We start from the raw sequence: 23,616 nt of genomic DNA on the forward strand, positions 1-23,616 counted from the left end.
GGCTTTAGAATAAGAAGTTTTTGATAACAGCTAGTTTTGGTAATAACGTTTTTCTTTTATAAATCAAGAATGTAATCATTGCTAAACCAGAAATTAATAGCAAGGTTGGTAATGTTTTGTTAGGTTTGTTTCCTTTTGAAAAGAAAAATAATCCTCCTTTTTTAGTTTCACTTTTTGTGGTTTTATAGCCTAATTTTGCTCTAATTTCATTAGTGTAATCTTCATAATTATCAATGTCCCAGTTGGTTAAATTAGCTAAAGTTTCCAATTCATTTTCTCTTCTGTTTAAAACATTATTGTAATAGTTTCTGCCTTCAGAGCAAGTATTCATGTCTACATTTACACTATGTTGCATGATATATCTTCCTTGAAAAGATTGTTGGTCCATTGTTTCTTGAAATTGCAAATCCATTGGAAAATTTTCTCTATCATAACGTACATGCAAACGCGTGAAGAATAAATTTCCTTCATAATCACTTCCTTGATAACCTTGTGGTGTTCTGTAATTGGCAAAGAAAACTCCAGCGTCTTTTAACTCAGCATAACTTGGTGGAGTAGTGGAACAAGGATCACATTTTTGGTAATTTTGAGAACTCAAATCCCAAGCATATTCGGTGAAAACAGCATTTTTTCCATATTTTTTATATTGTTTAGTGAACATGTCTTTGTAAAATTCCTGAAACTTTGGTTTCATAAATGTTGGAATATTCTTATCTGTTGGAATTTTTACTGTTCTATAATTGGTACTTTCTACTCTTCCGTTTTTGGTAAAAGCATAGATGATTAAATCTTGTGCACCATTTGCATTTGCCATTCCTAAACGAATAGGTAACATAAACCTCTCACTTTCAAACGAAATTTGGATGGGACTTAATTCATTTCGGCCTAATTTTTTCATTTCTGCTAAATTGACTTTCACCACAAAGAAGTTCATTTTAGATTTGATGTAAGGTTCCAATACTTCTTCCGCTTTTGCTGGAATTTTATAGTCATTTTGAAGCAACCAAGTTTTTAAACCTGCCGATTCTTTTGCGGATAAAATAAGAATGTCATATTCACCAACAATGTATTTTGCTTCGATGGTAACTCCTAATTCTTTATCTTTTTTTTGTTCTGCTCTGCTAGAATTAAATGCAACACTTTTCATGACAACCATTTCATCATACATAACTCTTGGCTGGCAAGGATGTTCGTCATAATATTCTACTAATCTTGGTTCAGAATATCTATTCAGTTTGTTGAAAATGTCTTTTTTTACCACTTTGATGTCGTTTTCTTTTAATACTGTTGGTACAGGAATTACAATAGCAAAATCTTTCACATCACCTTTAAAATCGCTATTCATGGTAACTGTGTTTTTATTTCCATCTCGCACAAGAATTACTTCTGAAGCCTGATTGAAAATTTTGTTGTCACCTGTGGAAACATAAAACCCACAGAACGATTGTAGTAATGGTAACATTGTAAATGCTATCAAAACAAGGATTACTTTCTTTTTCATGATTTATTTTATTTGATTTCTGTCATGCTGAACTCGTTTCAGCATCTTTTTAGTTAAAATTTGAATGAGTTTATCTTGGCTAACACAATTAAGTGTTTGCAATTATTGATTTTACTATTTATTGAGATTTACTTTTTAACGGAAATAATGACTACACCATTTTTACCTTTATCACCATAAATGTATTTGGCTTCTTCGGGCAAATAGACTTTAATGGAATCTATTTTTTGATTGGTTAAAGGGGCATATTTGCTGGTTGGTTTTTCACCAAAGAGTGATTCTTCTGAAAATTCTTCTCCATTGATGATGTAAATTGGATTTTTCAATTCAACCATTTCTTCCATTTCATCTGAACTTAAATCTTCTCTTTTTTTATTGGATAATTTACCATCAATAAGCACTAAATCATCATTTTTAGTGGTTTGCACATAAGATGAACTGAGTTTTTCTTCTGCTTTTTTATACTTCATATTAGAACTACGAGCAGCATATATTTTTCCTTTGCTTGGGTAAAAAACATTATTTGAACTTGCAGAATTATAATATCCTTTATCAACCGCTTCTTTTTTACTCATTAATTGAACGTCAGCTTTTATTTCATCGGCAGCAAAAGATGTTTTAGCAGATTCCGAAATTTTATAGTCGTTTTTAATTATTGCAGGAACATCATCATGACTTTCGTCTTTTGATTCAGAAATAATGGCTTTAGGTTCTGTTGTATTTGCTTGAATATCTGATGTATTTACAAAAGTTTCAACTTCAGGTGAAACTTCTATGGTCTCTATTTTCTCTTCATCAAGTTTGTTTTCAATATTGTCTTGAACTTTCTCAGTTGTTGGTTCAATATTCATTTTAGGTTCAATAGGTTCAGTTAATTCTTTTTGTGTATTGAACAATTGAATTCCAACTGTAAAAAATAACAAGAAAGAAGCTGCAATGGCTAATTTTTTCCATAAGTCGCTTTTCTTTTTGATTATTTTGGTGTCGAGTTTTTCTTCTACACGATTCCACACTTTATCCATCCCAGGGAAAAATGTTTCTTCGGTTTTATTAGAAGCGTTTTTTATTTTTTGATATATTTTTTCTTCGTTTTTCATCTTGTGCTGAATTTATTTCAGTATTATTTAGCTTTTTGGTAGTAAAAAGTATTTACTAACTCCTTCAATTTTGTTTTAGCAACGTTTAATTGTGATTTGGATGTTCCCTCTGATATTTTGAGTTGTTCAGCAATTTCTTTATGTGAAAAACCTTCAATAACAAATAGATTAAAAATCGTTCGGCAACCTTCTGGAATTTTCTCCACTAGTTTCAACAAATCTTCTTCTTCTAAATCCGTTACTTCATCTGTAAAAGGCTGTGATTGCATATTGGTATCTTCCAAATAAAGATTGAAATTCAAATTCTTTTTTAATTGCAACAAACATTGATTTACAGCAATTTTTCTGGCCCAACCTTCAAAGGCTTTATTTTCTTTTAATTGATCAATTTTTGTAAAGATGATGTAAAAAACATCGGCCAATACTTCTTCAATTTCTTCTTCTTTTTTGAGATAGCGTTTGCAAGTATAATACAACTTGGTTGCCATCTGTTCATATACTAAACGTTGGGCTTCTCGTTGATTTTTTTTGCAGGCTATGATTATTTTTTCATCCATCATAAAAGGTTGCTTTCTTATAAGAGCATAAAAAGTTATAAAAGGTTGGAATGGAATTAAATTATTTTCAAAAAAAAGCTTATCGATAATGATAAGCTTTATAAAGGTAATGATTTCAGTGGTTTATTGTTTAATAAATTTTATTTTTTGAGTTTGATTAATAATGGCAAAATAAATTCCATCATTCAATTGACTGACATCTTCATTTACTTCAAGTGTTGCATTAATATCTTTTTGTAAAATAATTCTACCAGATAAATCAACAATTCTTAAAGATGTAATTTCAGATTGACTTTTTATGTTTAATTTAGATGAAGTTGGATTTGGATATACAGAAAAGAGTGTATTATTAAAAGATTGATTGCTTAAAGTTGCACTTCCCCAGTTTGAAGAACTTCCTGTAAGGTTAAAATTTGTTAGCGTTCCATTTGCTAAATTCATTTCATCATTTAAAGTTGTTAAACCTGTATTATTTCCATAAGGAACACCTTGATTGAATTTATAATATACTTTTAAATTTGTTTCACTTTGAGGATTTGCAATTTCACCATTGTTTGACATGATAGCACTAATTTCTGTTGCAGAAAGCGCTTTATTCCATAGACTTGTTTCATCAATGTAGCCATTGTGATACCAATTATAAGCTTGATATGGTATTAAGCCTATTTTAAAAGTTGATGCATTAGAAGCAGGAACTGATCCAGCTGCAGCTACATTTCCTACTTGATTAGTTCCTGAATATAATTTTAAAGTCGAGCCATCGTATACTAAGAAAAAATGATTCCATTGGTTTAAAACCAATCCATTATAATTAATAGAATAAGCTGTTCCACTAGAATTTCTAAATCTTGCTTCAACTTCGGTTGAACTAAGTTGAATTAAATAAAAATCAAAGTTCGTTTCGTTTCTGTATCCAGCAAAACCATCAAAATTAGGAAATCCAGTAGAATTTAATTTTGGGTAAACTTTGCATGACAGAGTTATAGCAGTCGAATTGGCTAAAATATTTCCAGAATTTGCAACATTAACATAATCATTAGATCCGTCAAAGTCTAAATAGTTGTCTTGAGAAAAAGAATAATTGAAACCAATTAATAATAAGGAAAGGAGTAATTTTTTTATCATAATATTATAGTTTAGAATAGTTTACGATAAAATTATAATAATTAATCTTTCATTTAACAAAATTGCTTCATTATTTTTTAAATTTTAACAATTAAAAGTTTTATTCTTTAAAAACCATGTCAATACACATCACTGATGCTAAAATCAATGGCCTTACAATATCATTTTCAGGAACATGATTGAAAATTTCTAATACATAATTGTCAGCACTTGTAAAGAATTCTTTTCCAATTCCAGCCCATTTTTTAGAAACATGTGCTAACTCTCTATTTTCTTTCATAAATTTAAAATCCTAACCAGTCCATTTTCCTTGCAGCGTACATAAATGTCTGTCGTTAGCATCATGAATTTCAAATTTTCCACCAAAAGAAAAGAATTTTTGTTTAAAAACACCAATTAGTCTTTCATTTTCGTCAAAAATTTCTACATCAGAACGAAATAAGGTAACTCCTCTTTTTACAGAAATTATCTTTTTCCCTTGATTATCTGAAATTACTACATGAAAAGGAGTCATTCTCTTATAATCTGTAAATCGGAAAAGTTTAGTAAAAAAACCTAGATTTGGTTCTCTGCATGTCATGAGTTGTGAACCATTATCAGGATTGAAAATATCAAAGTTATTGGATGCTTTGAACATACCGATATGTTCTTTAATAAGATATAGGTTTCGATTTAGGATTGGATTCATATAGTGATGATTAATTTGTAAATATTTGATTCTAAAAGGTCAGTGTCATTATCTTCGCACAATAAAAATTCTAATTGTTTTTCAGTTTCCTTAAATAATGTGATGCCTTCAAATTTATGTTCATTTGTTATTAAAATTGTTTCTTCAACTGAAAGAGTATCCAATTTCATTTTTCCGAAGAAAGTTCCTAATATTTCTCCATCATCATAAGTTGAGGTTGTGTTCTCCACTGAAGCCAAAAAGTAAATGGTTTCCTCTACTAAAATGGCATCAGTAAAAGAAGCTTGGATATTGTTTATTTTGGGTAACTCAATTTTTTTAAATTGGATTTCAATTTCTTTGTCTTTATTTACAATAAAAATCCCATTTGAAGCATTTTTTGCATTTCCTCTTTGAAATAAGTAAAACGTTTTATTAAAATTAAAAACACCTTCAATATTTAACTCATCATCTTCTATTTGAAACTGAGACTTCAATTTAGTATATAGTTTAGATAAATCTTTTTCTTTTATATTTTTTTTTGATAAATGATAAGTTTTTAATGATGCTCTTTGTTTTGTAGAGCCAGAACCAAATAGGTATAGTTTGTTTCCTTCAAAAGTTATTGATTCAAAATCAGGTTTGTCTTTTTTGAGTATATTTTCAGCAGGATCTTCAACTAAAGCAATTTTATTTAATTCATTGGACTCTATTTTGTATTCATATAAATAAGAACTATTATCTGAAACTATATAAAGTAAATCATTATGATATAAAAGTCCAGAAGCAGAACCAATACCGATAATTTGAAAAAACAGTTGCAGTTGAAATTTTTCCATACTTTTACAAAACACTTTATTTAAGTAACAAATATAAATGTAATTATTATGAAAACGTTGAAATCGGATGACTTTAAAGTAAAGGATATTATTAAATTAAGAGAAATTCCAACTTTAATAAACGTAGAAACTTCTGAAAAGAAGAAAGAAAAAGAATTACAAAAAGTGCGTGAAAAGTTGAGCAAATTACAAGACAAAATGTACGCTCATAACAAATACGGTGTTTTGATTTGCTTACAAGGAATGGACACTGCCGGAAAAGATAGTTTAATTCGTGAGGTTTTTAAAGAGTTCAATGCACGTGGAGTAGTGGTTCACAGTTTTAAAACACCTTCATCCAATGAATTGGAACATGATTTTTTGTGGAGACATTATTTGGCTTTACCTGAAAAAGGAAAATTTTCTGTTTTCAATAGAACACACTATGAAAATGTTTTAATTACAAGAGTTCATCCTAATTATATCCTAAATGAAAATATTCCTAATATTGAAAAAGCAGAAGATATTTCTGATGAATTTTGGGCTAACCGTTTTGAAAGTATCAATGCATTTGAAAAACATTTAGCCAAAAATGGTGTAATTATTATGAAATTCTTTTTGCATTTGAGTAAAGAAGAACAACGTCAACGATTACTTAGAAGATTAGAAACCGAAAAACACAATTGGAAATTTTCTCCTGGTGATTTGAAAGAGAGAGAATTGTGGGATAAATACCAAGAATGCTATGAAGATATTATGAATAAAACATCAAAAGAACACGCACCTTGGTTCATTGTACCAGCTGATAATAAGGAAACAGCAAGATACATTGTTGCAAAAACCATGTTAGATGAATTGAATAAATACGAATTTCATTATCCAGAATTAGAAGAAGAAGTAAAAGATAATATAAAGATGTATCATGATAAATTAAGTACAGAAAAATAGGTTATAGGCAATGGGTTATAGGTAATGGGTAAATTAGTTTTCCAACTGCCTTTTACCTAAAACCTATTACTAAAAAAAAACTATCTTTGCCGCTTTAAAATTACCAATGAATTTATCAACTTACACCAAAGAGTTTTCTTATAATTTGAAGTTGGCCTATCCTATTATATTAGGAATGTTAGGCCATACGGTTGTTGGTATTGTAGACAATGTGATGGTTGGAAAATTGGGTCCTGATGAGTTGGCTGCTGTTTCTTTAGGAAATAGTTTTGTATTTATTGCCATGTCACTTGGAATTGGATTTTCAACAGCCATAACACCTTTAGTAGCAGAAGCTGACGGCAAACACAGTGTAGAAGATGGAAGAAGTGCTTTTCATCATGGGTTGTATTTATGTACGATTTTAGGAGTAGCATTATTTACTTTGATTTTCTTTTCAAAACCTATAATTGCATATATGGGACAACCTGCTCATGTTGTGGAATTGGCAAAACCTTATTTAGATATTGTTGCTTTTTCATTAATTCCATTGATAATGTTTCAAGCTTATAAGCAGTTTGCTGATGGAATGAGTGAGACCAAATATTCCATGTGGGCAACTATTTTAGCGAATTTTGTCAATGTTTTTCTAAATTATTTATTGATTTATGGTGTTTGGTTTTTTCCAAAAATGGGAATTGTTGGTGCTGCCATTGGAACTATAGCTTCACGATTTGTGATGTTAGGTTACATGCATTATATGATGAACTTAAAAGAAAAATTTCATCCTTTTTTCAAAGGTTTTGATTTAAAGAAAATTAAGAGAGAAGTCAATATTAAAATAATAAAATTAGGAACACCTTCTGCTTTTCAAATGTTTTTTGAAGTAGCACTTTTCACAGGAGCAATATGGCTTTCAGGAAGTTTAGGAACTACAAGTCAAGCCGCAAACCAAATTGCCTTGAGTTTAGCTTCCTTTACCTTCATGTTTGCCATGGGATTGAGTGTTGCAGCCATGATTAGAGTTGGAAATCAAAAAGGATTAAACGATTATAAAAAGCTTAGAATTGTAGCTATGTCTATATTTTTATTGGCTATTTTATTGGAAATCGCATTTGCTTTATTTTTTATAGTTTTTCATAATTATTTACCAGCTTTATTTGTTGATATGGGTAATCTCACAGATTTGGCTAAAAACACTGAAGTTGTTAAAATTGCGGGACAATTATTGTTGGTTGCAGCTGTTTTTCAAATTTCAGATGGGTTACAAGTAGTAGTTTTAGGAGCTTTGAGAGGTTTACAAGACGTAAAGATTCCTATGTATATGACTTTTATTTCTTATTGGATTATTGGTTTTCCTATTTCTATCTATTTAGGAATTTTTACCGAATTAAAAGCAACCGGAATTTGGATTGGATTATTAGCAGGATTAACGGCAGCAGCTATATTTTTGTATCTTCGCTTTAATCACATGACTAAAAAATTAATTGAAAACTATAAATCATAAACGATAAACATATAACATTTTAAACAATGGAAAGACCAAAATTTATATTAGGAGACAACACAGATTTTCCAGATGACATTTTTATAGTTCATTTAGATTATCCAAGATTTTTAATCAATTTAAAAGATGATGAGGTTGAGTTTTTGGAAGAAATTGATGATGAAGACGAGCGTGAATTAGAATCAGAAATGGAGCATCTAATCACGCTTGCAGGAGAATTTTATGATAGAGAAATGGAAAAATATGAAGAATAAGTTACCTTTTAAGGAACATAAATTTTATTTTTAATAGCATAAAGAACTAATCCTATTCTATTTTTTACATTTAGTTTTGCAAATAAATTATCTCTATATCCATCTATTGTTTTTGGACTTAGACACATTTTGTCAGCAACTTCTTTATAGGTCAATTCAGTACAAATAAGTTTTAAGAATTCTATTTCATTTTCTTTTAAAGCAATTTCTTCTTGGGTTTTTCCTGTTACTGAGTTCATCAATGCATCAGTTACAATATTAGAATGATACACACCTGTTTCAATTATTTTTAATAAGGCAATTTCAAGCGTTTGTTTATCAACATCTTTAAGCAAATAGCCTTTTGCACCTGCTCTTATCATTTTAAGAATAGTATTTTCATCTTCTTCCACGGTTAAAGCCAATACAGCTACATCAGGGTGGTTTTCAGTAATCCATTTAGTGGTTTCAATACCATTCATAATTGGCATATTAATGTCCATAAGAACAATTTGAGGGATGTTTCCTTTTACTTTAAATTTTTCTACTAATTCAGTACCGTTTTTACATAAATAACTGACTTCAAAGGATTCAAATTTATCAACTATGCCAGCAATTGCTTGAGATAGTAAGGTATGGTCTTCAACAAGAACTACTGAATGTTTTTTCATTATTTACTTTATATTATGAACAATTTCTAATTGTGTTCCTTTATTAATTTCTGATTTAATTGTAACTTCAGTATCAATTAAGCTACCTCTTTTTTTCATATTACCTAAGCCAATTCCGTTCATAGAATCTTGAGTAGAATCAAATCCAATTCCGTTGTCAATTACTGATATAATTAAAATATCTTTTGAAAAACTCATTTTTACATCTAATTTTGAAGCTCTTGAATGTTTAATTGTATTGGAAAAAAACTCTTGAAGAATTCTAAAAATAATGATTTCAGCTTTTGGATCTAAATTTCTATATTCTCCTTCAATTAAAAATGTGGATTCAATATAATTCAAACGATTAAATCGATCAACTTCCAATTGAATGGCTTGATTTAATTTAATATTTGTAATAAAATCTGGATTGATGACTTTTGACAAAGCTCTAACTTCATTTAAAATTCTTGATAAATTGTCATTGACTTCTTTGATGTTTTCTGGGTTATCAGCAACACTCTGAAGTTGTATTTTGGCTAAAGTTAATAATTGACCAATATTATCATGAAGCTCCCAACTGATATTTCTTAGGGTTTGTTCGCGTATTTCAACTTGAGATTCGGCAATTTCTTTCTCGTATTGCTGTTGGGATTCTATTTGTTTCATCAACAATACATTTTTCTTTTTCTGAAAAATTATAAATAGAAAAACCATAATAACACAAACGCTAAATAAAACAATGATTGCTAAAAATAGTCCCGCTGTTCCTTGCTGCTCCATATAAAACCAGAAATTATTATTATATTGTAAATGAATACCAGTAAAAAATTCACCATATAAATATAAGGAATAGTAGGTGAAGTTTTATAATAATTTCTAATAACATTAAAAGGAATATTTGGAAGATACATTAATAACAAACCAATACTAATCCAAAAAACCATCATTTTATTAACATGAATGATTTTATCGGAATTTAAAATTTCATATAAATAGATTAATATTGATGTTATTATTACAGCAGCACCAATAATGTAAGTATTAGAAAAATAATCTGTAAAAAAATCATCAATAAAAACTAAATTAATCAAATAGCATAAGTAATAAAAGGCTAATAAAATTGAAATTATTTGCCTGTTTTTAAGACTTTTGATAGCGTTTTTAAATAATAATGCATAAAAAGTAAAAGAAATAACTTGGAAAATATTATAAAAGAAAACATTATAAACAGAGATATTTTTACTGTAATATCTAGCAGTAAAATCGTTAATAACAATATACCAAAGCAGAAATAAAAAGTATTTTAAATACGTATCTTTATACTTATAATAACACAATGACCCTGCAATCGCTGTGACTATTTGAAAATAAGTAAAAAAGTCTTTTAAATCTGCTAAAGGTATATTTTTAATTTCCATTAATGTATATTTTTATTCTACAGGAGGAGGTGTTAGCTGAAATTCATTTAAAATTAAACTAGTTTTTTCAGTTTCATCTATTTTTGGATTCGTTGGACGTGAGTCTTTTTTACACAAAAGACCATCAATCGCTTTAAATTTTCCAATTAACTTGTTCTTTCCTGAAGGCTCAATATAAAAAGGAATGTTCCTTAAATTTGGATATTCTCTTCCCCATTCATTTGGTTCAACTTCCATTGTTGGTGCAAAAAAGAATGTTTCTCTATTTTTATAAGCTTCTGATTTGCTACTGTTTTTTAATGAGTCTGGATAAGCGGCAAAGTAAACCCTTATACCAGATATTTTTTTATCATTTAATCGTTCTACTTCCTCTAAATATGCAATATATTGTTTCAATGAATCTAATTCTATAAATGCAAATAATGTTGGATCATATTCTCTTTCTGGAATTGAAAAGTTTTCTTTAATTAATTTGCCTATTGTATCTTGATAAGTATCTTTCATTTCAACAGCTTGTTCAACTGAAATTATTTGAGAAGGTTCTTTAATACTTCCTAAATTTTCTTCAGCACTCTCTGGTTTACAAGAATTTAAATAAAGGAGCGTTGAAAAAAGAATCACTGTTGCAATAGTTCTAATTTTCATCATCGTAATTTTGTTTTGGTTGTGTTAACAAATTTAATTTAATTGTATTTAATTAATAAGGGAAAAACACCCTTTTTTGCGAGGTGTTTTTTCTTTTGTTTAAAAGGTTTTTTTCCTACTAGTTTTTATTATAAGAGCCTCATATTTGTACTATATATTTTGAATATATAGGTTAGTTAAGTTTGTTTTGGATAGAAAGCCTCAGTGATATCATGACTTCATTGAGGTTTTTTATATTTTAAAATACTTATCTAACAAATTCTTAGCTGCAGCAAAAGGTGATAATTCATTATTTTGCACAGCTTTTTTTTGTTCATCTAATAATTTTAAAATTTCTGGATGACTGTAAAAATTGTTTTTTAACTGCTCGTTTATAGTTTCTATCATCCAAAATTGATTTTGATCTTGTCTTTTCTTTTCAAAAAAGTGATTTTCTTTAACCAAAGTAAAATAGTCAGAAATAATCGACCAAATAGCATCAATACCTGTTTTTTCGTAAGCACTACAAGTAGTTACTTTTGGATTCCAACCACTATTTTTTGCAGGAAATAAATGCAAAGCTCTGTTGAACTCTGTTTTAGCTAATTTAGCTTTCGAAATATTATCACCATCGGCTTTGTTGATTACAATAGTATCAGCCATTTCCATGATACCACGTTTTATTCCTTGTAATTCATCACCAGCACCAGCAATTTTTAAAAGTAAAAAGAAATCAACCATACTGTGAACAGCTGTTTCACTTTGTCCAACACCTACAGTTTCAATAATTATAGTATCAAAACCACAGGCTTCACATAAAATAATGCTTTCACGCGTTTTTCTTGCAACACCACCAAGACTATCTCCAGAAGCACTTGGACGAATAAAAGCATTTTCATTTTTAACCAATTCTTCCATTCGAGTTTTGTCACCTAAAATACTTCCGTGACTTATGGAACTACTTGGATCAACTGCTAAAACGGCCACTTTTTTACCTATTGAAGTTAAGTAAGTTCCAAAAGCTTCAATAAAAGTACTTTTTCCAACACCAGGAACTCCAGTTATTCCTATTCGAACCGATTTATTAGCAAAAGGCAAACAACCATTGATAACTTCATTGGCACGTTCTAAATGTTCAGGATTGGTGTTTTCAACAAGTGTAATAGCTCTGCTTAATGCAATTTTGTCTCCTTTTTTAATGGCTTCAATCAATTCACTAGCAGAAGGAATTACTTTTCTTTTTTGTTGAATTCTTTTGGCAACAGCATTGCTTAATGAATCGGGTTGATTCACTCCGTTAACTTCTGATAATGCTGATTTTTTATGTTGATTTTCCAAAAATAGTCTCTTTGTGTAAATGTACAATTTTTTTGAAAAAAAAGAACTTTCCATTACATAATCAAATAATGCTTTTAACTTTGTAATTCATATAAATCTAATGGATAATCTACTTTTAATTTTCATCTGTTTATTAATAGGTGTCTCTTTTCAATATGCAAAATCTTTTCCTAAGAATATGCATGTTGTTTTAAATCAGTTTGTTATTTATGTTTCTTTGCCAGGATTAACCTTATATTATATTCCAAAAATTGAAATTTCAACCGCTTTATTATATCCATTAGGAATAGCTTGGTTGGGTTTTGGGCTCTCTTTTTTATTTTTTTATAGTTTAGGAAAATATCTAGGTTGGTCAAAAAAACTAATTGGTTGTTTGATTTTAACAGCTGGTTTAGGAAATACTTCTTTTGTTGGGTTTCCAATAATTGAAGCTTTGTATGGTTCAAAAGGTATTGAAACTGCTATTGTGATAGATCAACCAGGAACATTTGTGGTGATGGCAACTTTAGGAATTATTGTAGCAACATTATTCTCTAGAGAAGCATTAAGTCCAAACGCAATTGTAAAGAAAATTCTATTTTTTCCACCTTTTATTGCTTTCGTAGTTGCGGTATTATTGAATATTTTTAATGTCGATTTTCCTGTTGATTTTCAATCTGTTTTTCAAAGAATAGGTAGCACCGTAACTCCAATTGCCTTAATTGCTGTTGGATTACAATTGAAAATTGAAAGAAAAAGTAAACATTGGAGTTTTCTTGGTATAGGTTTACTATTTAAATTAATGGTTACACCTGTTTTTTTCTTTATTTTGTATAAGAAAATATTAGGAGCATCAGGTTTAATGATTGATGTATCAATTATTGAGTCAGCTATGGCACCAATGATAACAGGAGCAATTTTAGCTTCAACTTATGGACTAAAACCAAAACTAAGTAGTATGATGGTTGGAATTGGAATTCCTTTATCGTTTATAACTATAGCTTTTTGGTATTGGATTTTATTAAATTTTTAAAACAACAAAAATGGAATTAAAGAAAAATATATACGATTTATTAAAAAACATTGTTGGTGAATCTTACATTTTTACTGACGAAGAAACAAGAAATCATTACGGTCATGATGAAACAGAAGATTATGTTTTTCCACCAAGTGTAGTTTTAAAACCAGCTAATGCAAAAGAGATTTCCGAAATTCTCAAAGTAGCTAATGAATTTTATATTCCTGTTACTCCAATTGGTGCAAGAACTGGACTAAGTGGTGGTGCATTATGTGTACAAAAAGGAATTGGTCTTTCGATGGAACGATTGAATAAAATCATTGAAATTGACGAAAAAAATCTTCAAGTTACGGTTGAACCAGCTGTGATTACTCAAGTTTTACGTGAAACTGTTTTAGAGAAAAACCTATCTTATCCAGTAGATCCAAGCAGTCAAGGAAGTTGTTGGATTGGTGGAAACGTAGCCGAAAATGCTGGTGGAGCAAGAGCTTTAAAATATGGAGTAACCAAAGATTATGTTTTAAATTTAGAAGTCGTTTTACCTAATGGAGAGATTATTTGGACAGGAGCAAACACGTTAAAAAACTCAACAGGTTATAATCTAACACAGTTAATGGTTGGAAGTGAAGGAACACTTGGAGTGATCACTAAAATTGTTTTAAAACTCATTCCTGCCAATAAACATAATGTATTATTGTTAGTTCCTTTTTATAAATCTACACAAGCTTGTGAAGCCGTTTCTGCTATTTTTAGAGCTGGAATTGTGCCAAGTGCTTTAGAGTTTATGGAACGAGATGCTTTAGAATGGACCATGAGATATGTTGATGGAGTCAGTGTTCCAATTAAAGATAAAATTCAAGCTCATTTATTGATTGAAGTGGATGGAAATTATCCTGAAATATTAATGCAAGAAGCCGAAAAAATCCTAGAAGTTGTAGAAAATTACGAAATTGATGAGGTTTTGTTTGCAGATTCAGAAGAACAAAAGAATGCTTTATGGAAAATGAGAAGAGCTGTTGGTGAAGCAGTAAAATCCAATTCTATTTATAAAGAAGAAGATACAGTTGTTCCAAGATATGAATTGCCAGCTTTGTTAAATGGCATAAAAGCAATAGGCATTAAATATGGGTTTCAATCGGTTTGTTATGGTCATGCTGGTGATGGAAACTTACATGTAAACATCATCAAAGGAGATTTGTCTGATGAAAAATGGAACAAAGAAGTACCAAAAGGAATCAGAGAAATTTTTGAATTAACTGTTGCTCTAAAAGGAACACTTTCTGGTGAACACGGAATTGGTTATGTTCAAAAAAATTACATGGACATAGCTTTTTCAAAATCACATTTAGAATTAATGGAAAGCATTAAACGTGTTTTTGATGCCAATCATATTTTAAATCCTGGGAAGATTTTTCCAGATGAAGAAGTTTAATTAAGATGAAATTTTTAGAATTTATTTTAGCTATTATCTTAATTTACTTTGGAATACTACTAATCAATTATTACCAAAGATTAAAAAAAGAAAATAAAATAGGAGGTTTGTCTTTTAAACTTCAAACGGCTGGTATTGGTTTTATTATTATAGGAGTAACTTTGATAATTAGACTATTTGTGTTTTTAGTTGAATTACAAAAAGGTTGATTTAATTCATTGTATTTAAATACTCTCTCAAAATTTGAAGTTCTTGGTCTTCTTCCTTAATTGTAAGAGAATAATCTTTAATAATAGCTTGTGTTAAGTTTTCGGCTTCAGAAATTTTAGTATTTCTGTGTTGAATTTTCTTAGTCAATCGAGCAATGTATAATAAGACAATTCCTAGAATAAATCCTAAAATGGCCATAAATTGAAACTTATTCTTATCGTTATTTTGTATAGAATCTCCAATAGATTTATCAATATTCTGAACCAATAAAACTGATTTTGAACTGGCAGAATTATTTGCAATTTGTTCCACTGAAACTTGCAAAGACGAACCCGTTTCTTGTTGGAAATTTGATTTGTAGTCTTGAATAATTTCGTTTTTTACAACTTCATCTTTCACTATAATTTGTGGAAAAAAGAAAAACAACACAGAACCAATAATTAAGATTATCCCCAAAATAAGTGTCACAAATCGTTTGGTTGACAAATAAGCACTACCAAACCAGCGACCAATTTTTGAACCAGACAATTCGTTATCTAAATTTGTTAAAAGATTCATTCGTTCTTTCAATACAATTTGACGATTTGATTTTTCTTCAATGAATTTTTGTAAGTCTAGTTTATTCATTTTAAATTGAATTTAGTTTAAAATTTCTGAATGAAAGTATATTCAAATATAAAAAATCCCCAACTACTTTTAGCAATTGAGGAATATTTTTTAATTTAAAGGTACTTTATTAACCTTTAATCTATACTTTTTGTTCTTTATTGAAATAAACTAAGTAATAATACATTTGTTTTTCTTCATCCCAACCTTTTTCAACGAATTTTTGAGCTGAATCAGAATTTACGAAATCCAATTTAATTTGAACGTTGGTGTCTAAATGAATGGTGTTTTTTAGCTTCTTACGAACATCAGTTACAGCTGCATTGGCAATTGGAAAATCAGTTACATCTTCAATGCTATACTTTTCACCTTTATCTACTTTATAGTTTTTAAATTCTGGAATAAATTCAGGGTTTTCCATTACTTCATTTAAGAAAGCTGTTTCTTCAAAAGCATCATTTTTTGCAAAGTGATTGATGGCTCTATTCATAAACAAAACTTCTTGTTGCTTGTCTTCTGCTGGTAAAACAACATCTTTAGCAAAATCTTGACAGAATTTTAAATATTTCTTAGTCATGAAGTTTTCATCTTGAAAAGCATCTACTGATAAGAAATGTTCTAACCAATAACGAGCATCATATCTATTACTATCAACAGTCAATATTTTATAGCCTTCTTCTTTTTTATAATTGAAAATGATACAACCTTTATCTAACTTATTTAAGTTGATTCCTTGTTGTAAAATCATTTCAAGATTACTACCGTTTTCTTCAAACTGTAAGAAATCTGTTTGTATTTCACTTTTGAAAACTCCAATGGCATCCACCACATTATTATCAATCGATACATTTGATAAATAGGCTACATAAACCTCACCGTTTTTAATATGAGGATGATTAGATTGCTCAAATAAGTGTTTTGTTATTTTTTTAGACACATTATGTACTTCACTTGGATTGGTGAAAATCTCAGTAGCTAAGTTGAACATATCGTTGTATTCTAAATCAACTTCATGAGCAAATTGAAAATAATTTTCTTCTTTTTCACGAAAAGGTTTAAAGAAATATTCTTTTAATAAAGGCATAATTTCATCGTTCAAACCATAAGGGTTTTCAGATAAGAAAAGAGCTTCGTTACGGCTTTTATTTCCCACTCTATGAATGGAAAGATTGTCTATATGTGCGTTGAAAAGGTTTATCATTTGTTTGTTTAGAAAATAGATGAAGGAAGAAAGATAAAAGACACTTTCTTAAGTCTATTTTATTTTTAATTAATTATTTCTTTGTTCTTGCTTCTTGTTTCTTTGTTCTGAAAGGATTAATTCCAATTTTCTTCAAAACCAAAATCTTCAAAGCTATCATCACCTTCAAACATATCTAAATCGTCTTCGTCATAATCATCTTCATCCATTCCACCTTCAGCCTCAAATAATTTATCTTCAGCTTCTAAAGGAACTTCACCTTGAGAGAACAACAAAGCAGGATAAATTAATCCTTCTTCTTTTTCATCTTCTACAACGGCTAATTCTACATAGAATGTCCACATGTTTAAGAAATCATAAACATAAATAATTTTTGTATGGTGTTTGTCCAAATTATCCTCAAGAATAAATTCATTCATGGTTCTCACTTCACCTTCGATTTCTCCAGTATCAAATAAAGGAATTTCAAATTCTTGATTCCATTCATCATCACACATATAAAAGGAAGCCATTTCAGTTCCATCAAAACCAAAAGCGTTCGTTATTGCGTTGTGTAAATCTTCTAAAGTGTCTGTTTGTTCTATAGCAATATCTCTAAAAATATCTTCTTTAGTATCTAATATAGCTCTAAATTTATAAATCATTTGTTTGAAATTTTATGAATTGCAAAAGTAAGTATTATTTAAGAAAGTACTTTTGTCAAAAATGGATTTGTTGATAAGATTTTAGATTTTTGTCTTTGCTATGCTATCATGAATTTCATCAACTTTCATAAGAGCAGCACTGCTATACCAAAGTGTCAATTCAGCTTCAAGAAAATTTCCTTTTACGGCAGGATCGGTTTTAACCCATTCTTCAGCTTCTTCGATTGTTGAACAATTAAAAATAAAAATACCTCTATAATTTCTCTCATTTTTAAAAAAAGGTCCAGCCATAACTAATTTGTTTTCTTCTACAAGTTTATTCATGTTTTTCATGTGACCTTCAAAAGCAATTTTCTTTTCATTTTCAGTTGCATCGTTGTTATTTCCCGATTTTAATAGACAAAATACATATGTTTTCATGCCATAGTCATCAGCTCCAAGTTCTTTGGCAAGTTTTTCATCAAACTTTGATTCTGTTTGAGCAAATCCATTGGATACAAACAATAGGGTTAGAAGTAAAGCTAGTTTTTTCATGTTGATTTTATTTTTGAGTAATACATTTTCTGATTATTGTTGTAAAAGTACTAATCAAAAATTATAATTAGAAAAAACTTAATTTTATTTATTAAAAAGTAAAGCCAATTTTAATTCCACCCCATTTAGCAGAGTCTCCACTTTCAAATTCTCGAGTAATTGCTGAACGAGAATATTCAAAATATAAGGTTCTTGTTTTTAAAACGATTCCATAATTATGTTGAGCCGTAAAACGTTCAATGGAAGATGCTGAAATAGTATAAGGACTTTTTCTGTTAAACAAACCACCTTGAAGCGTTGCATCATAACCAATAACATTAACAACAGGTTGTGTGTAAAAATAGAGTTGAAATTTATTTTTGTTGGAATTAGAAGTGAAAGGTGAATTTATAAGTCCTATTGTAGCATTTAACCCAAAAGAAGCATTTGTATAAAGTGTTCCAACTTTTAAATTAGTGTCAGATTGTAATGAAAATATGTTTTTAAAACGAATTAATTGCTTTTCTAAACCTATTTCATAATTTAAAACTACATCATTTTTTATTTGATTTCTCCAACCTTGAGGAATGGTATTTCCGGTTGCTTCATGAATGGCAACTTGCATTTCTTTTCCAAATGCTCCTGGACCAATTATTCCCAAATTAAAAGAAGAATAACCTCTATATTTCTTTTCAATATTGGTAGAAATCACAAAGCTTTTTAGCATAATCGCTGCCGCAAAAGGCCTGTCACTATACTGAATTTCTATACTTTTATAGTTATTGGGTGTAAATCCAATGTGTTCAATCGATAATCCAAACTTATTTTCAGTGTTTTCAGGAATGTAAAATAAATAATTCACAGGATTTTTTTCTAGAAAAGGTGAAACTAATTCAAAATTATAACCTTGAGTATAATTCTTATCGGTTGAACTAAAATAGTCATTATCATAGTTAAACCTAAAATAACTATCGCTTTTAATATCTCTAAATGAAGCCATATTGTTTATCTTTTGTGCCAATAAACAATTAGGAATAATAAGTAATAATAGGAGTTTTATAGTATTTGTTTTCATATCATTATTTACGAGAATATACTGTTTTAAGTTTTCCAATATGTCATATTTACAATTCATCCTAAAAAATCAACAGTTCAGAAAAGGTAAATTTTTATTGGAAAGTATTTGCTTCAATTTTGCTTCATCAAACGAACTAATAGTAAAAAGATGAAAACAATTTTGACTTTATTAATCACATGTATAACTTTTGTAAGTTTTTCTCAAACTACTTTAAAAGGAAAAATTATAGATGAACAAAAAAATCCAATTATTGGTGCCAATGTATTTTTAAAAGGAACTTATGATGGAACTATTTCCGATGAAAATGGTGACTTTTCTTTTGAAACAAAAGCAACAGGAAGCCAAATTCTACAATTGAGTTTTTTATCTTATGAAACTTCAAAAATTGAAATCACTATTGAAAATTACAAACCTAAGACCTATATTTTAAAAGATGATTTAAACACTTTAGATGCAGTTGTTGTTTCTGCAGGAACTTTTAAAGCAGGTGATAATAGTAAAGTTACGGCTTTAAAACCATTAGATATTGTTACAACAGCTGGTTCAGCAGGAAATATAATTGGAGCTTTACAAACATTACCAGGAACACAAACTGTTGGAGAAAGCGGTCGTTTGTTTGTTCGTGGTGGAGAATCTAATGAAACACAAACTTATATTGACGGAATTCGTGTGGCTCAACCTTATGGAGCAACAGCTAACAATGTGCCAACAAGAGGACGTTTTTCTCCTTTTTTGTTCGATGGAATTACATTTTCAACAGGTGGTTATAGTGCAGAATATGGTAATGCTTTGTCAAGTGTACTTTTAATGAATACAATTGATGAACCTTTACAAAATGAAACAGATATTTCAATAATGACTGTTGGAGCTGGTTTAGGTAAAACTAAGAAATGGGAAAATAGTTCATTGACTTTTAACACAAGTTACATCAATTTAGCTCCTTATCAAGCGATAATTCCTCAAAATTTTGATTGGAACAAACCCGTTGAAGCTTTTTCAGGAGAAAGTATTTTTAGAACAAAGATTAAAAAAGGATTGTTAAAAGTATATGCAGCATTTGATAAAACTAATTTCGATATCAATCAAGAAGATGTCAATTTTGAAGATAAGATAAGAGTTGATGTAACGAATAATAATTTTTATTTAAACTCTTCTTTCGTTGGATATATAGCTGAAAACACTAAGCTTCAAACTGGTTTAAGCTATGGTTACAGTCAGAATAAAATTGATATTGCGAATGATAAAGTTGGGAATAACGAAAGAAGTTTGCATTATAAATTAAAATTCACACAATTTTTGACTAACAGAATAAAATTAAATTTTGGAGGTGATTATTTTCATACCAATTTTGATGAGTCTTTTCAAGCAAATCAAGCTAATAGTTTCTTTTCAGGATATGATAATAACTTGGGAGCAATGTTTGCCGAAAGCGAAATTTTCTTTTCAAAAAAACTTGCCATGAATGTTGGTTTAAGAGGTTCAAATGCTTCCATTGTTGGTGATTTTGTAATTGAACCAAGAATTTCAATGGCTTATAAAATCGCAGACAACAATCAAGTTTCATTGGCTTATGGAACCTTTAACCAAACTCCAAATCAAAGTTATTTGAAATATACTTCTAACTTAAATTACGAAAACACTTCGCATTACATTTTGAATTATATGTACAACAAAGATAAAAGAATGTTTAGAGCTGAAGCTTATTACAAAGATTATAATGATTTAGTAAAATATAGTACTTCAACAGCTCAATTTAATAGTAACTACACCAATAGTGGTTATGGTTTTGCTAAAGGAATTGACTTGTTTTGGAGAGATAATAAATCCATCAAGAATTTAGATTACTGGGTTTCATATTCTATCATTGATTCCAAAAGAGATTATAAAAATTATGAAACTAGTGTTACACCAAGTTTTATTGCAAAACATAATTTTTCATTAGTAACAAAATATTGGGTTGATAAATTAAAATCACAAATTAGTGGAACTTATTCTTATAATTCAGGAAGACCTTATGACAATCCGAATTCAGTTAAATTCATGAATGAGAAAACCAAATCGTATCATAACTTGAGTTTCAGTTGGGCTTATTTGCTATCACAACAAAAGATACTTTTTGTTTCTGTGTCAAATGCTTTAGGAACAAATAATGTTTTTGGATACAATTATGCCAATTCACCTGATGCAAACGGACAATTTAAAAGTCAAGCTATCACACAACCAGCTAGTAGATTCATTTTTGTTGGATTTTTCTGGACCATTAGTGATAATAAGAAAACGAATAATTTGGATAATTTATAGTGAAGTGACTAGTGATTAGTGAAGAGTAATTAGTAGTTTTTAAATGGCTAATTACTCTTCACTAATTACTAATCACTTAAAAAAATACAATTCATCCTTAAAAAACAACAGTTCGGTTAGAACATTTTTCAAATCGTAATAATCTGGTGCAACTTTGTACTATCAAAAAAGAAATACTAACTTTAAAATTTAATATCATGACAAAAATTATCACATTCATCGTAATTTTAGTTTCAGGAATCGTTTCTTCACAAACTAATTATGAAACAGGAATGGCAAAAGGTTTAAGTCTTTGGTCAGAAGGAAAGAACACAGAAGCCGTAGCAACATTTGAAAGAATTGCTTCAGCAGAATCAAAAGAATGGTTGCCAAACTATTATGTAGCTCTTATTGATGCTTTGTCTTCTTATGAAACACAAGATAAAGAAAAAGTAAAATCGTTACTAGAATCGGCTCAAAACGCTTTAGATATTGAATTAAAAAAGGATAGCCAAAATGCAGAATTATTAGTAGTTCAGGGTTTAATTTACACGAGTTGGATTATAGCTGATCCAATGACAAATGGAATGAGATATTCTGGAATGGCAACAGGAGTTTACGCAAAAGCAGAAAAATTAGCTCCAGAAAATCCAAGAGTTGTTTTCTTAAAAGCAGAATTTGAAATGGGTTCAGCTAAATATTTTGGACAAGATACAACTCCAATGTGTGAACAAATAGCAAAATCAATACCTTTGTTTGAGAACTTTGTTCCAGCAACACCTTTTCATCCAAATTGGGGTTTAGAAAGAGCTAAAGAAGTTTCGGCTAATTGCAATTAAAAGTATAAAAAATGAACAAGTATATAAAAGAATTTCCAAGAGCTACTTACATCTCATTAACTGTTTTTGTTGCCTTATTGGTTTTAAGAATTATTAGTGGTGTAACGATAAGGTTTAATGAAAATTTAGCATGGAATTTTTTCATAACAATGCTTTATGGGTATTCTTTATATTATGCTAATTCGTTTGTATTCATGTATTTGGATGGAGTTTTTAAGGAAAATAGGTTTGACAAAAGAAGAGTTTTAATTGGATTTGTACTTTCATTTTTTATTTCAATTTTCGTTATCTTTTTAATGCGAATTGTTGAAGATGTTTTAATAGAAAAAACACCTTTTAATGAGTTTCTAATGCAAGAGAAAGCTTCAAATTATATAGTTGCAATTATCATAACATTTATTGTTACTTTAGGAATTCATGCTTTTTATTTCTACAAAGCTTTTCAAGAAAATAGAGTTAAAGAACAAAAAATTATTGCAGGAACAGCTTCTGCCAAATTTGAAAGTTTAAAAAACCAGATTGATCCACATTTTTTATTCAATAGTTTAAATGTTTTAAGCTCGTTGATTGAAGAAAATCCTGAAAACGCACAAAAATTCACTACTTCATTGTCTAAAATTTACAGATATGTTTTAGAACAAAAAGATAAAGAATTGGTTACTGTTGCAGAAGAATTGGCTTTCGCAAAAACGTATATGAACTTATTAAAAATGCGTTTTGAAGATAGTATTTCTTATGAAGTGCCTTTAGATTTTGATGATGAAGATGCAAAAGTAGTTCCGTTATCACTGCAATTGCTTTTAGAAAACACTATTAAACATAATATTGTTAGTGAAAAGAAACCTTTACACATTAAAATTACAATTAAGAATAACGAATTAATAGTAGAAAATAACAAACAAAAAAAGGAAGTTTTACAAGATAGAAGAGGAGTTGGATTGCAAAACATTGTAAATAGATATGCTATTCTATCTAAAAGAAATGTAACTGTAGAAGATACTGATGAATATTTCAGAATTTCACTTCCAATTTTAACAAAACAAGTATCAATTATGGAAACAACATACGATTACAACGAACAAACAGCTTATGAAAGAGCTAAAAAAAGAGTAGAACAATTAAAAGGTTTTTATGGCAATTTAATATCTTATTGCTGTGTCATTCCAATTCTCATCATAATTAACTTAAGTACAACTAGTTTTCAGTGGTTTTGGTTTCCAATGTTAGGTTGGGGAATGGGATTAACTTTTCATGGCTTAGAAACTTTTGGATATGGAAAAAATTGGGAAGAAAAGAAAATTCGTGAAATTTTAGAAAAGGAAAATAAAGAGCAAACAAAGTGGAATTAGTT

At 29.1% G+C, this 23,616-nt stretch carries 26 protein-coding genes; 9 read left to right on the forward strand and 17 right to left on the reverse strand.

Annotated elements, in window-relative coordinates; all coding sequences use genetic code 11:
- Window positions 1–4 precede the first annotated feature (4 nt).
- The 7 genes from ACFO3U_RS06720 to ACFO3U_RS06750 all read right to left on the reverse strand — a co-directional run bounded on the left by ACFO3U_RS06720 (window position 5) and on the right by ACFO3U_RS06750 (window position 5,786).
- Window positions 5–1,501, reverse strand: a complete 1,497-nt coding sequence (locus tag ACFO3U_RS06720; RefSeq protein WP_379739585.1) for a DUF2330 domain-containing protein — start codon at window positions 1,499–1,501, stop codon at window positions 5–7.
- A gap of 128 nt (window positions 1,502–1,629) precedes the next feature.
- Window positions 1,630–2,598 carry a hypothetical protein gene (locus tag ACFO3U_RS06725; RefSeq protein ID WP_379739588.1) on the reverse strand — a complete coding sequence of 323 codons (969 nt, stop codon included), beginning with the start codon at window positions 2,596–2,598 and terminating at the stop codon, window positions 1,630–1,632.
- A gap of 23 nt (window positions 2,599–2,621) precedes the next feature.
- Window positions 2,622–3,155, reverse strand: a complete 534-nt coding sequence (locus ACFO3U_RS06730; RefSeq protein ID WP_379739591.1) for an RNA polymerase sigma factor — start codon at window positions 3,153–3,155, stop codon at window positions 2,622–2,624.
- Window positions 3,156–3,278: 123 nt separating this feature from the next.
- On the reverse strand, window positions 3,279–4,280 hold the full coding sequence (locus tag ACFO3U_RS06735; RefSeq protein WP_379739594.1) for a LamG domain-containing protein: 1,002 nt from the start codon (window positions 4,278–4,280) through the stop codon (window positions 3,279–3,281).
- Between the two features lie 100 nt (window positions 4,281–4,380).
- Window positions 4,381–4,560 (reverse strand): phospholipid scramblase-related protein, encoded by a 180-nt coding sequence (locus tag ACFO3U_RS06740; RefSeq protein WP_379739596.1) that lies wholly within the window; start codon window positions 4,558–4,560, stop codon window positions 4,381–4,383.
- Window positions 4,561–4,572: 12 nt separating this feature from the next.
- Entirely contained in the window at window positions 4,573–4,968 is a 396-nt protein-coding gene (locus tag ACFO3U_RS06745) for an LURP-one-related/scramblase family protein (RefSeq protein WP_379739599.1), read from the reverse strand.
- Window positions 4,965–5,786 carry a DUF6929 family protein gene (locus ACFO3U_RS06750; protein ID WP_379739602.1) on the reverse strand — a complete coding sequence of 274 codons (822 nt, stop codon included), beginning with the start codon at window positions 5,784–5,786 and terminating at the stop codon, window positions 4,965–4,967. The genes ACFO3U_RS06745 and ACFO3U_RS06750 overlap by 4 nt, the downstream gene beginning before the upstream one ends.
- A gap of 48 nt (window positions 5,787–5,834) precedes the next feature.
- On the opposite strand from ACFO3U_RS06750, the gene ACFO3U_RS06755 reads away from it, so the two are divergent.
- The 3 genes from ACFO3U_RS06755 to ACFO3U_RS06765 all read left to right on the forward strand — a co-directional run bounded on the left by ACFO3U_RS06755 (window position 5,835) and on the right by ACFO3U_RS06765 (window position 8,453).
- On the forward strand, window positions 5,835–6,713 hold the full coding sequence (locus tag ACFO3U_RS06755) for a PPK2 family polyphosphate kinase (RefSeq protein ID WP_379739605.1): 879 nt from the start codon (window positions 5,835–5,837) through the stop codon (window positions 6,711–6,713).
- Window positions 6,714–6,819: 106 nt separating this feature from the next.
- Complete coding sequence (locus ACFO3U_RS06760; protein ID WP_379739608.1) at window positions 6,820–8,199, forward strand: MATE family efflux transporter; 1,380 nt, start codon at window positions 6,820–6,822, stop codon at window positions 8,197–8,199.
- 26 nt (window positions 8,200–8,225) lie between these two features.
- Window positions 8,226–8,453 carry a hypothetical protein gene (locus tag ACFO3U_RS06765; RefSeq protein WP_338378562.1) on the forward strand — a complete coding sequence of 76 codons (228 nt, stop codon included), beginning with the start codon at window positions 8,226–8,228 and terminating at the stop codon, window positions 8,451–8,453.
- 8 nt (window positions 8,454–8,461) lie between these two features.
- Here the strand turns inward: ACFO3U_RS06765 and ACFO3U_RS06770 are convergent, their stop codons facing one another.
- From ACFO3U_RS06770 to meaB, 5 genes are all read right to left on the reverse strand, one after another.
- Window positions 8,462–9,103 (reverse strand): response regulator, encoded by a 642-nt coding sequence (locus ACFO3U_RS06770; protein ID WP_379739612.1) that lies wholly within the window; start codon window positions 9,101–9,103, stop codon window positions 8,462–8,464.
- 3 nt (window positions 9,104–9,106) lie between these two features.
- Window positions 9,107–9,751: a sensor histidine kinase gene (locus tag ACFO3U_RS06775; RefSeq protein WP_379739615.1), complete on the reverse strand. Its 645-nt coding sequence runs from the start codon at window positions 9,749–9,751 to the stop codon at window positions 9,107–9,109.
- Window positions 9,752–9,831: 80 nt separating this feature from the next.
- The gene (locus tag ACFO3U_RS06780) at window positions 9,832–10,503 is read right to left on the reverse strand and encodes a hypothetical protein (RefSeq protein WP_379739618.1); all 672 of its coding nucleotides are present in this window, start codon (window positions 10,501–10,503) and stop codon (window positions 9,832–9,834) included.
- 12 nt (window positions 10,504–10,515) lie between these two features.
- Window positions 10,516–11,151, reverse strand: coding sequence for a hypothetical protein (locus ACFO3U_RS06785; RefSeq protein ID WP_379739621.1), 636 nt, complete (start codon window positions 11,149–11,151; stop codon window positions 10,516–10,518).
- Between the two features lie 228 nt (window positions 11,152–11,379).
- Window positions 11,380–12,465 (reverse strand): methylmalonyl Co-A mutase-associated GTPase MeaB, encoded by a 1,086-nt coding sequence (meaB, locus tag ACFO3U_RS06790; protein WP_379739623.1) that lies wholly within the window; start codon window positions 12,463–12,465, stop codon window positions 11,380–11,382.
- A gap of 100 nt (window positions 12,466–12,565) precedes the next feature.
- On the opposite strand from meaB, the gene ACFO3U_RS06795 reads away from it, so the two are divergent.
- The 3 genes from ACFO3U_RS06795 to ACFO3U_RS06805 are packed head-to-tail and all read left to right on the forward strand — an operon-like array spanning window position 12,566 to window position 15,103.
- Window positions 12,566–13,477, forward strand: coding sequence for an AEC family transporter (locus ACFO3U_RS06795; protein ID WP_379739625.1), 912 nt, complete (start codon window positions 12,566–12,568; stop codon window positions 13,475–13,477).
- A 10-nt stretch (window positions 13,478–13,487) separates the two neighbouring features.
- The gene (locus tag ACFO3U_RS06800; protein WP_379739627.1) at window positions 13,488–14,894 is read left to right on the forward strand and encodes an FAD-binding oxidoreductase; all 1,407 of its coding nucleotides are present in this window, start codon (window positions 13,488–13,490) and stop codon (window positions 14,892–14,894) included.
- 5 nt (window positions 14,895–14,899) lie between these two features.
- A complete protein-coding gene (locus ACFO3U_RS06805; RefSeq protein ID WP_379739629.1) occupies window positions 14,900–15,103 on the forward strand; it encodes a hypothetical protein in 204 nt (67 codons plus the stop codon).
- A 1-nt stretch (window position 15,104) separates the two neighbouring features.
- Here the strand turns inward: ACFO3U_RS06805 and ACFO3U_RS06810 are convergent, their stop codons facing one another.
- The 5 genes from ACFO3U_RS06810 to ACFO3U_RS06830 form a co-directional block, all read right to left on the reverse strand.
- Window positions 15,105–15,731 (reverse strand): hypothetical protein, encoded by a 627-nt coding sequence (locus tag ACFO3U_RS06810; RefSeq protein ID WP_379739631.1) that lies wholly within the window; start codon window positions 15,729–15,731, stop codon window positions 15,105–15,107.
- Between the two features lie 121 nt (window positions 15,732–15,852).
- A complete protein-coding gene (locus ACFO3U_RS06815) occupies window positions 15,853–16,911 on the reverse strand; it encodes a nucleoid-associated protein (protein WP_379739634.1) in 1,059 nt (352 codons plus the stop codon).
- 116 nt (window positions 16,912–17,027) lie between these two features.
- A complete protein-coding gene (locus ACFO3U_RS06820) occupies window positions 17,028–17,555 on the reverse strand; it encodes an IS1096 element passenger TnpR family protein (protein ID WP_379739637.1) in 528 nt (175 codons plus the stop codon).
- A gap of 81 nt (window positions 17,556–17,636) precedes the next feature.
- Window positions 17,637–18,089, reverse strand: coding sequence for a YciI family protein (locus ACFO3U_RS06825; protein WP_379739640.1), 453 nt, complete (start codon window positions 18,087–18,089; stop codon window positions 17,637–17,639).
- A gap of 91 nt (window positions 18,090–18,180) precedes the next feature.
- Window positions 18,181–19,143 carry a lipid A deacylase LpxR family protein gene (locus ACFO3U_RS06830; protein WP_379739642.1) on the reverse strand — a complete coding sequence of 321 codons (963 nt, stop codon included), beginning with the start codon at window positions 19,141–19,143 and terminating at the stop codon, window positions 18,181–18,183.
- Between the two features lie 150 nt (window positions 19,144–19,293).
- Between ACFO3U_RS06830 and ACFO3U_RS06835 the strand changes: the two genes are divergently transcribed.
- The 3 genes from ACFO3U_RS06835 to ACFO3U_RS06845 all read left to right on the forward strand — a co-directional run bounded on the left by ACFO3U_RS06835 (window position 19,294) and on the right by ACFO3U_RS06845 (window position 23,614).
- Window positions 19,294–21,447: a TonB-dependent receptor gene (locus ACFO3U_RS06835; protein WP_379739646.1), complete on the forward strand. Its 2,154-nt coding sequence runs from the start codon at window positions 19,294–19,296 to the stop codon at window positions 21,445–21,447.
- A 197-nt stretch (window positions 21,448–21,644) separates the two neighbouring features.
- Window positions 21,645–22,265 (forward strand): hypothetical protein, encoded by a 621-nt coding sequence (locus ACFO3U_RS06840; protein ID WP_379739649.1) that lies wholly within the window; start codon window positions 21,645–21,647, stop codon window positions 22,263–22,265.
- An 11-nt stretch (window positions 22,266–22,276) separates the two neighbouring features.
- Complete coding sequence (locus tag ACFO3U_RS06845) at window positions 22,277–23,614, forward strand: 2TM domain-containing protein (protein ID WP_379739651.1); 1,338 nt, start codon at window positions 22,277–22,279, stop codon at window positions 23,612–23,614.
- Window positions 23,615–23,616: the final 2 nt, after the last annotated feature.

Origin of the sequence: Flavobacterium ponti (assembly GCF_042652765.1) — a bacterium.
GTDB lineage: Bacteria > Bacteroidota > Bacteroidia > Flavobacteriales > Flavobacteriaceae > Flavobacterium > Flavobacterium ponti.

Coding starts and splice junctions, on each gene's coding strand:
- ACFO3U_RS06720 (WP_379739585.1), bottom strand. CDS start 1,501: ATGAAAAAGAAAGTAATCCTTGTTTTGATAGCATTTACAATGTTACCA.
- ACFO3U_RS06725 (WP_379739588.1), bottom strand. CDS start 2,598: ATGAAAAACGAAGAAAAAATATATCAAAAAATAAAAAACGCTTCTAAT.
- ACFO3U_RS06730 (WP_379739591.1), bottom strand. CDS start 3,155: ATGGATGAAAAAATAATCATAGCCTGCAAAAAAAATCAACGAGAAGCC.
- ACFO3U_RS06735 (WP_379739594.1), bottom strand. CDS start 4,280: ATGATAAAAAAATTACTCCTTTCCTTATTATTAATTGGTTTCAATTAT.
- ACFO3U_RS06740 (WP_379739596.1), bottom strand. CDS start 4,560: ATGAAAGAAAATAGAGAGTTAGCACATGTTTCTAAAAAATGGGCTGGA.
- ACFO3U_RS06745 (WP_379739599.1), bottom strand. CDS start 4,968: ATGAATCCAATCCTAAATCGAAACCTATATCTTATTAAAGAACATATC.
- ACFO3U_RS06750 (WP_379739602.1), bottom strand. CDS start 5,786: ATGGAAAAATTTCAACTGCAACTGTTTTTTCAAATTATCGGTATTGGT.
- ACFO3U_RS06755 (WP_379739605.1), top strand. CDS start 5,835: ATGAAAACGTTGAAATCGGATGACTTTAAAGTAAAGGATATTATTAAA.
- ACFO3U_RS06760 (WP_379739608.1), top strand. CDS start 6,820: ATGAATTTATCAACTTACACCAAAGAGTTTTCTTATAATTTGAAGTTG.
- ACFO3U_RS06765 (WP_338378562.1), top strand. CDS start 8,226: ATGGAAAGACCAAAATTTATATTAGGAGACAACACAGATTTTCCAGAT.
- ACFO3U_RS06770 (WP_379739612.1), bottom strand. CDS start 9,103: ATGAAAAAACATTCAGTAGTTCTTGTTGAAGACCATACCTTACTATCT.
- ACFO3U_RS06775 (WP_379739615.1), bottom strand. CDS start 9,751: ATGAAACAAATAGAATCCCAACAGCAATACGAGAAAGAAATTGCCGAA.
- ACFO3U_RS06780 (WP_379739618.1), bottom strand. CDS start 10,503: ATGGAAATTAAAAATATACCTTTAGCAGATTTAAAAGACTTTTTTACT.
- ACFO3U_RS06785 (WP_379739621.1), bottom strand. CDS start 11,151: ATGATGAAAATTAGAACTATTGCAACAGTGATTCTTTTTTCAACGCTC.
- ACFO3U_RS06795 (WP_379739625.1), top strand. CDS start 12,566: ATGGATAATCTACTTTTAATTTTCATCTGTTTATTAATAGGTGTCTCT.
- ACFO3U_RS06800 (WP_379739627.1), top strand. CDS start 13,488: ATGGAATTAAAGAAAAATATATACGATTTATTAAAAAACATTGTTGGT.
- ACFO3U_RS06805 (WP_379739629.1), top strand. CDS start 14,900: ATGAAATTTTTAGAATTTATTTTAGCTATTATCTTAATTTACTTTGGA.
- ACFO3U_RS06810 (WP_379739631.1), bottom strand. CDS start 15,731: ATGAATAAACTAGACTTACAAAAATTCATTGAAGAAAAATCAAATCGT.
- ACFO3U_RS06815 (WP_379739634.1), bottom strand. CDS start 16,911: ATGATAAACCTTTTCAACGCACATATAGACAATCTTTCCATTCATAGA.
- ACFO3U_RS06820 (WP_379739637.1), bottom strand. CDS start 17,555: ATGATTTATAAATTTAGAGCTATATTAGATACTAAAGAAGATATTTTT.
- ACFO3U_RS06825 (WP_379739640.1), bottom strand. CDS start 18,089: ATGAAAAAACTAGCTTTACTTCTAACCCTATTGTTTGTATCCAATGGA.
- ACFO3U_RS06830 (WP_379739642.1), bottom strand. CDS start 19,143: ATGAAAACAAATACTATAAAACTCCTATTATTACTTATTATTCCTAAT.
- ACFO3U_RS06835 (WP_379739646.1), top strand. CDS start 19,294: ATGAAAACAATTTTGACTTTATTAATCACATGTATAACTTTTGTAAGT.
- ACFO3U_RS06840 (WP_379739649.1), top strand. CDS start 21,645: ATGACAAAAATTATCACATTCATCGTAATTTTAGTTTCAGGAATCGTT.
- ACFO3U_RS06845 (WP_379739651.1), top strand. CDS start 22,277: ATGAACAAGTATATAAAAGAATTTCCAAGAGCTACTTACATCTCATTA.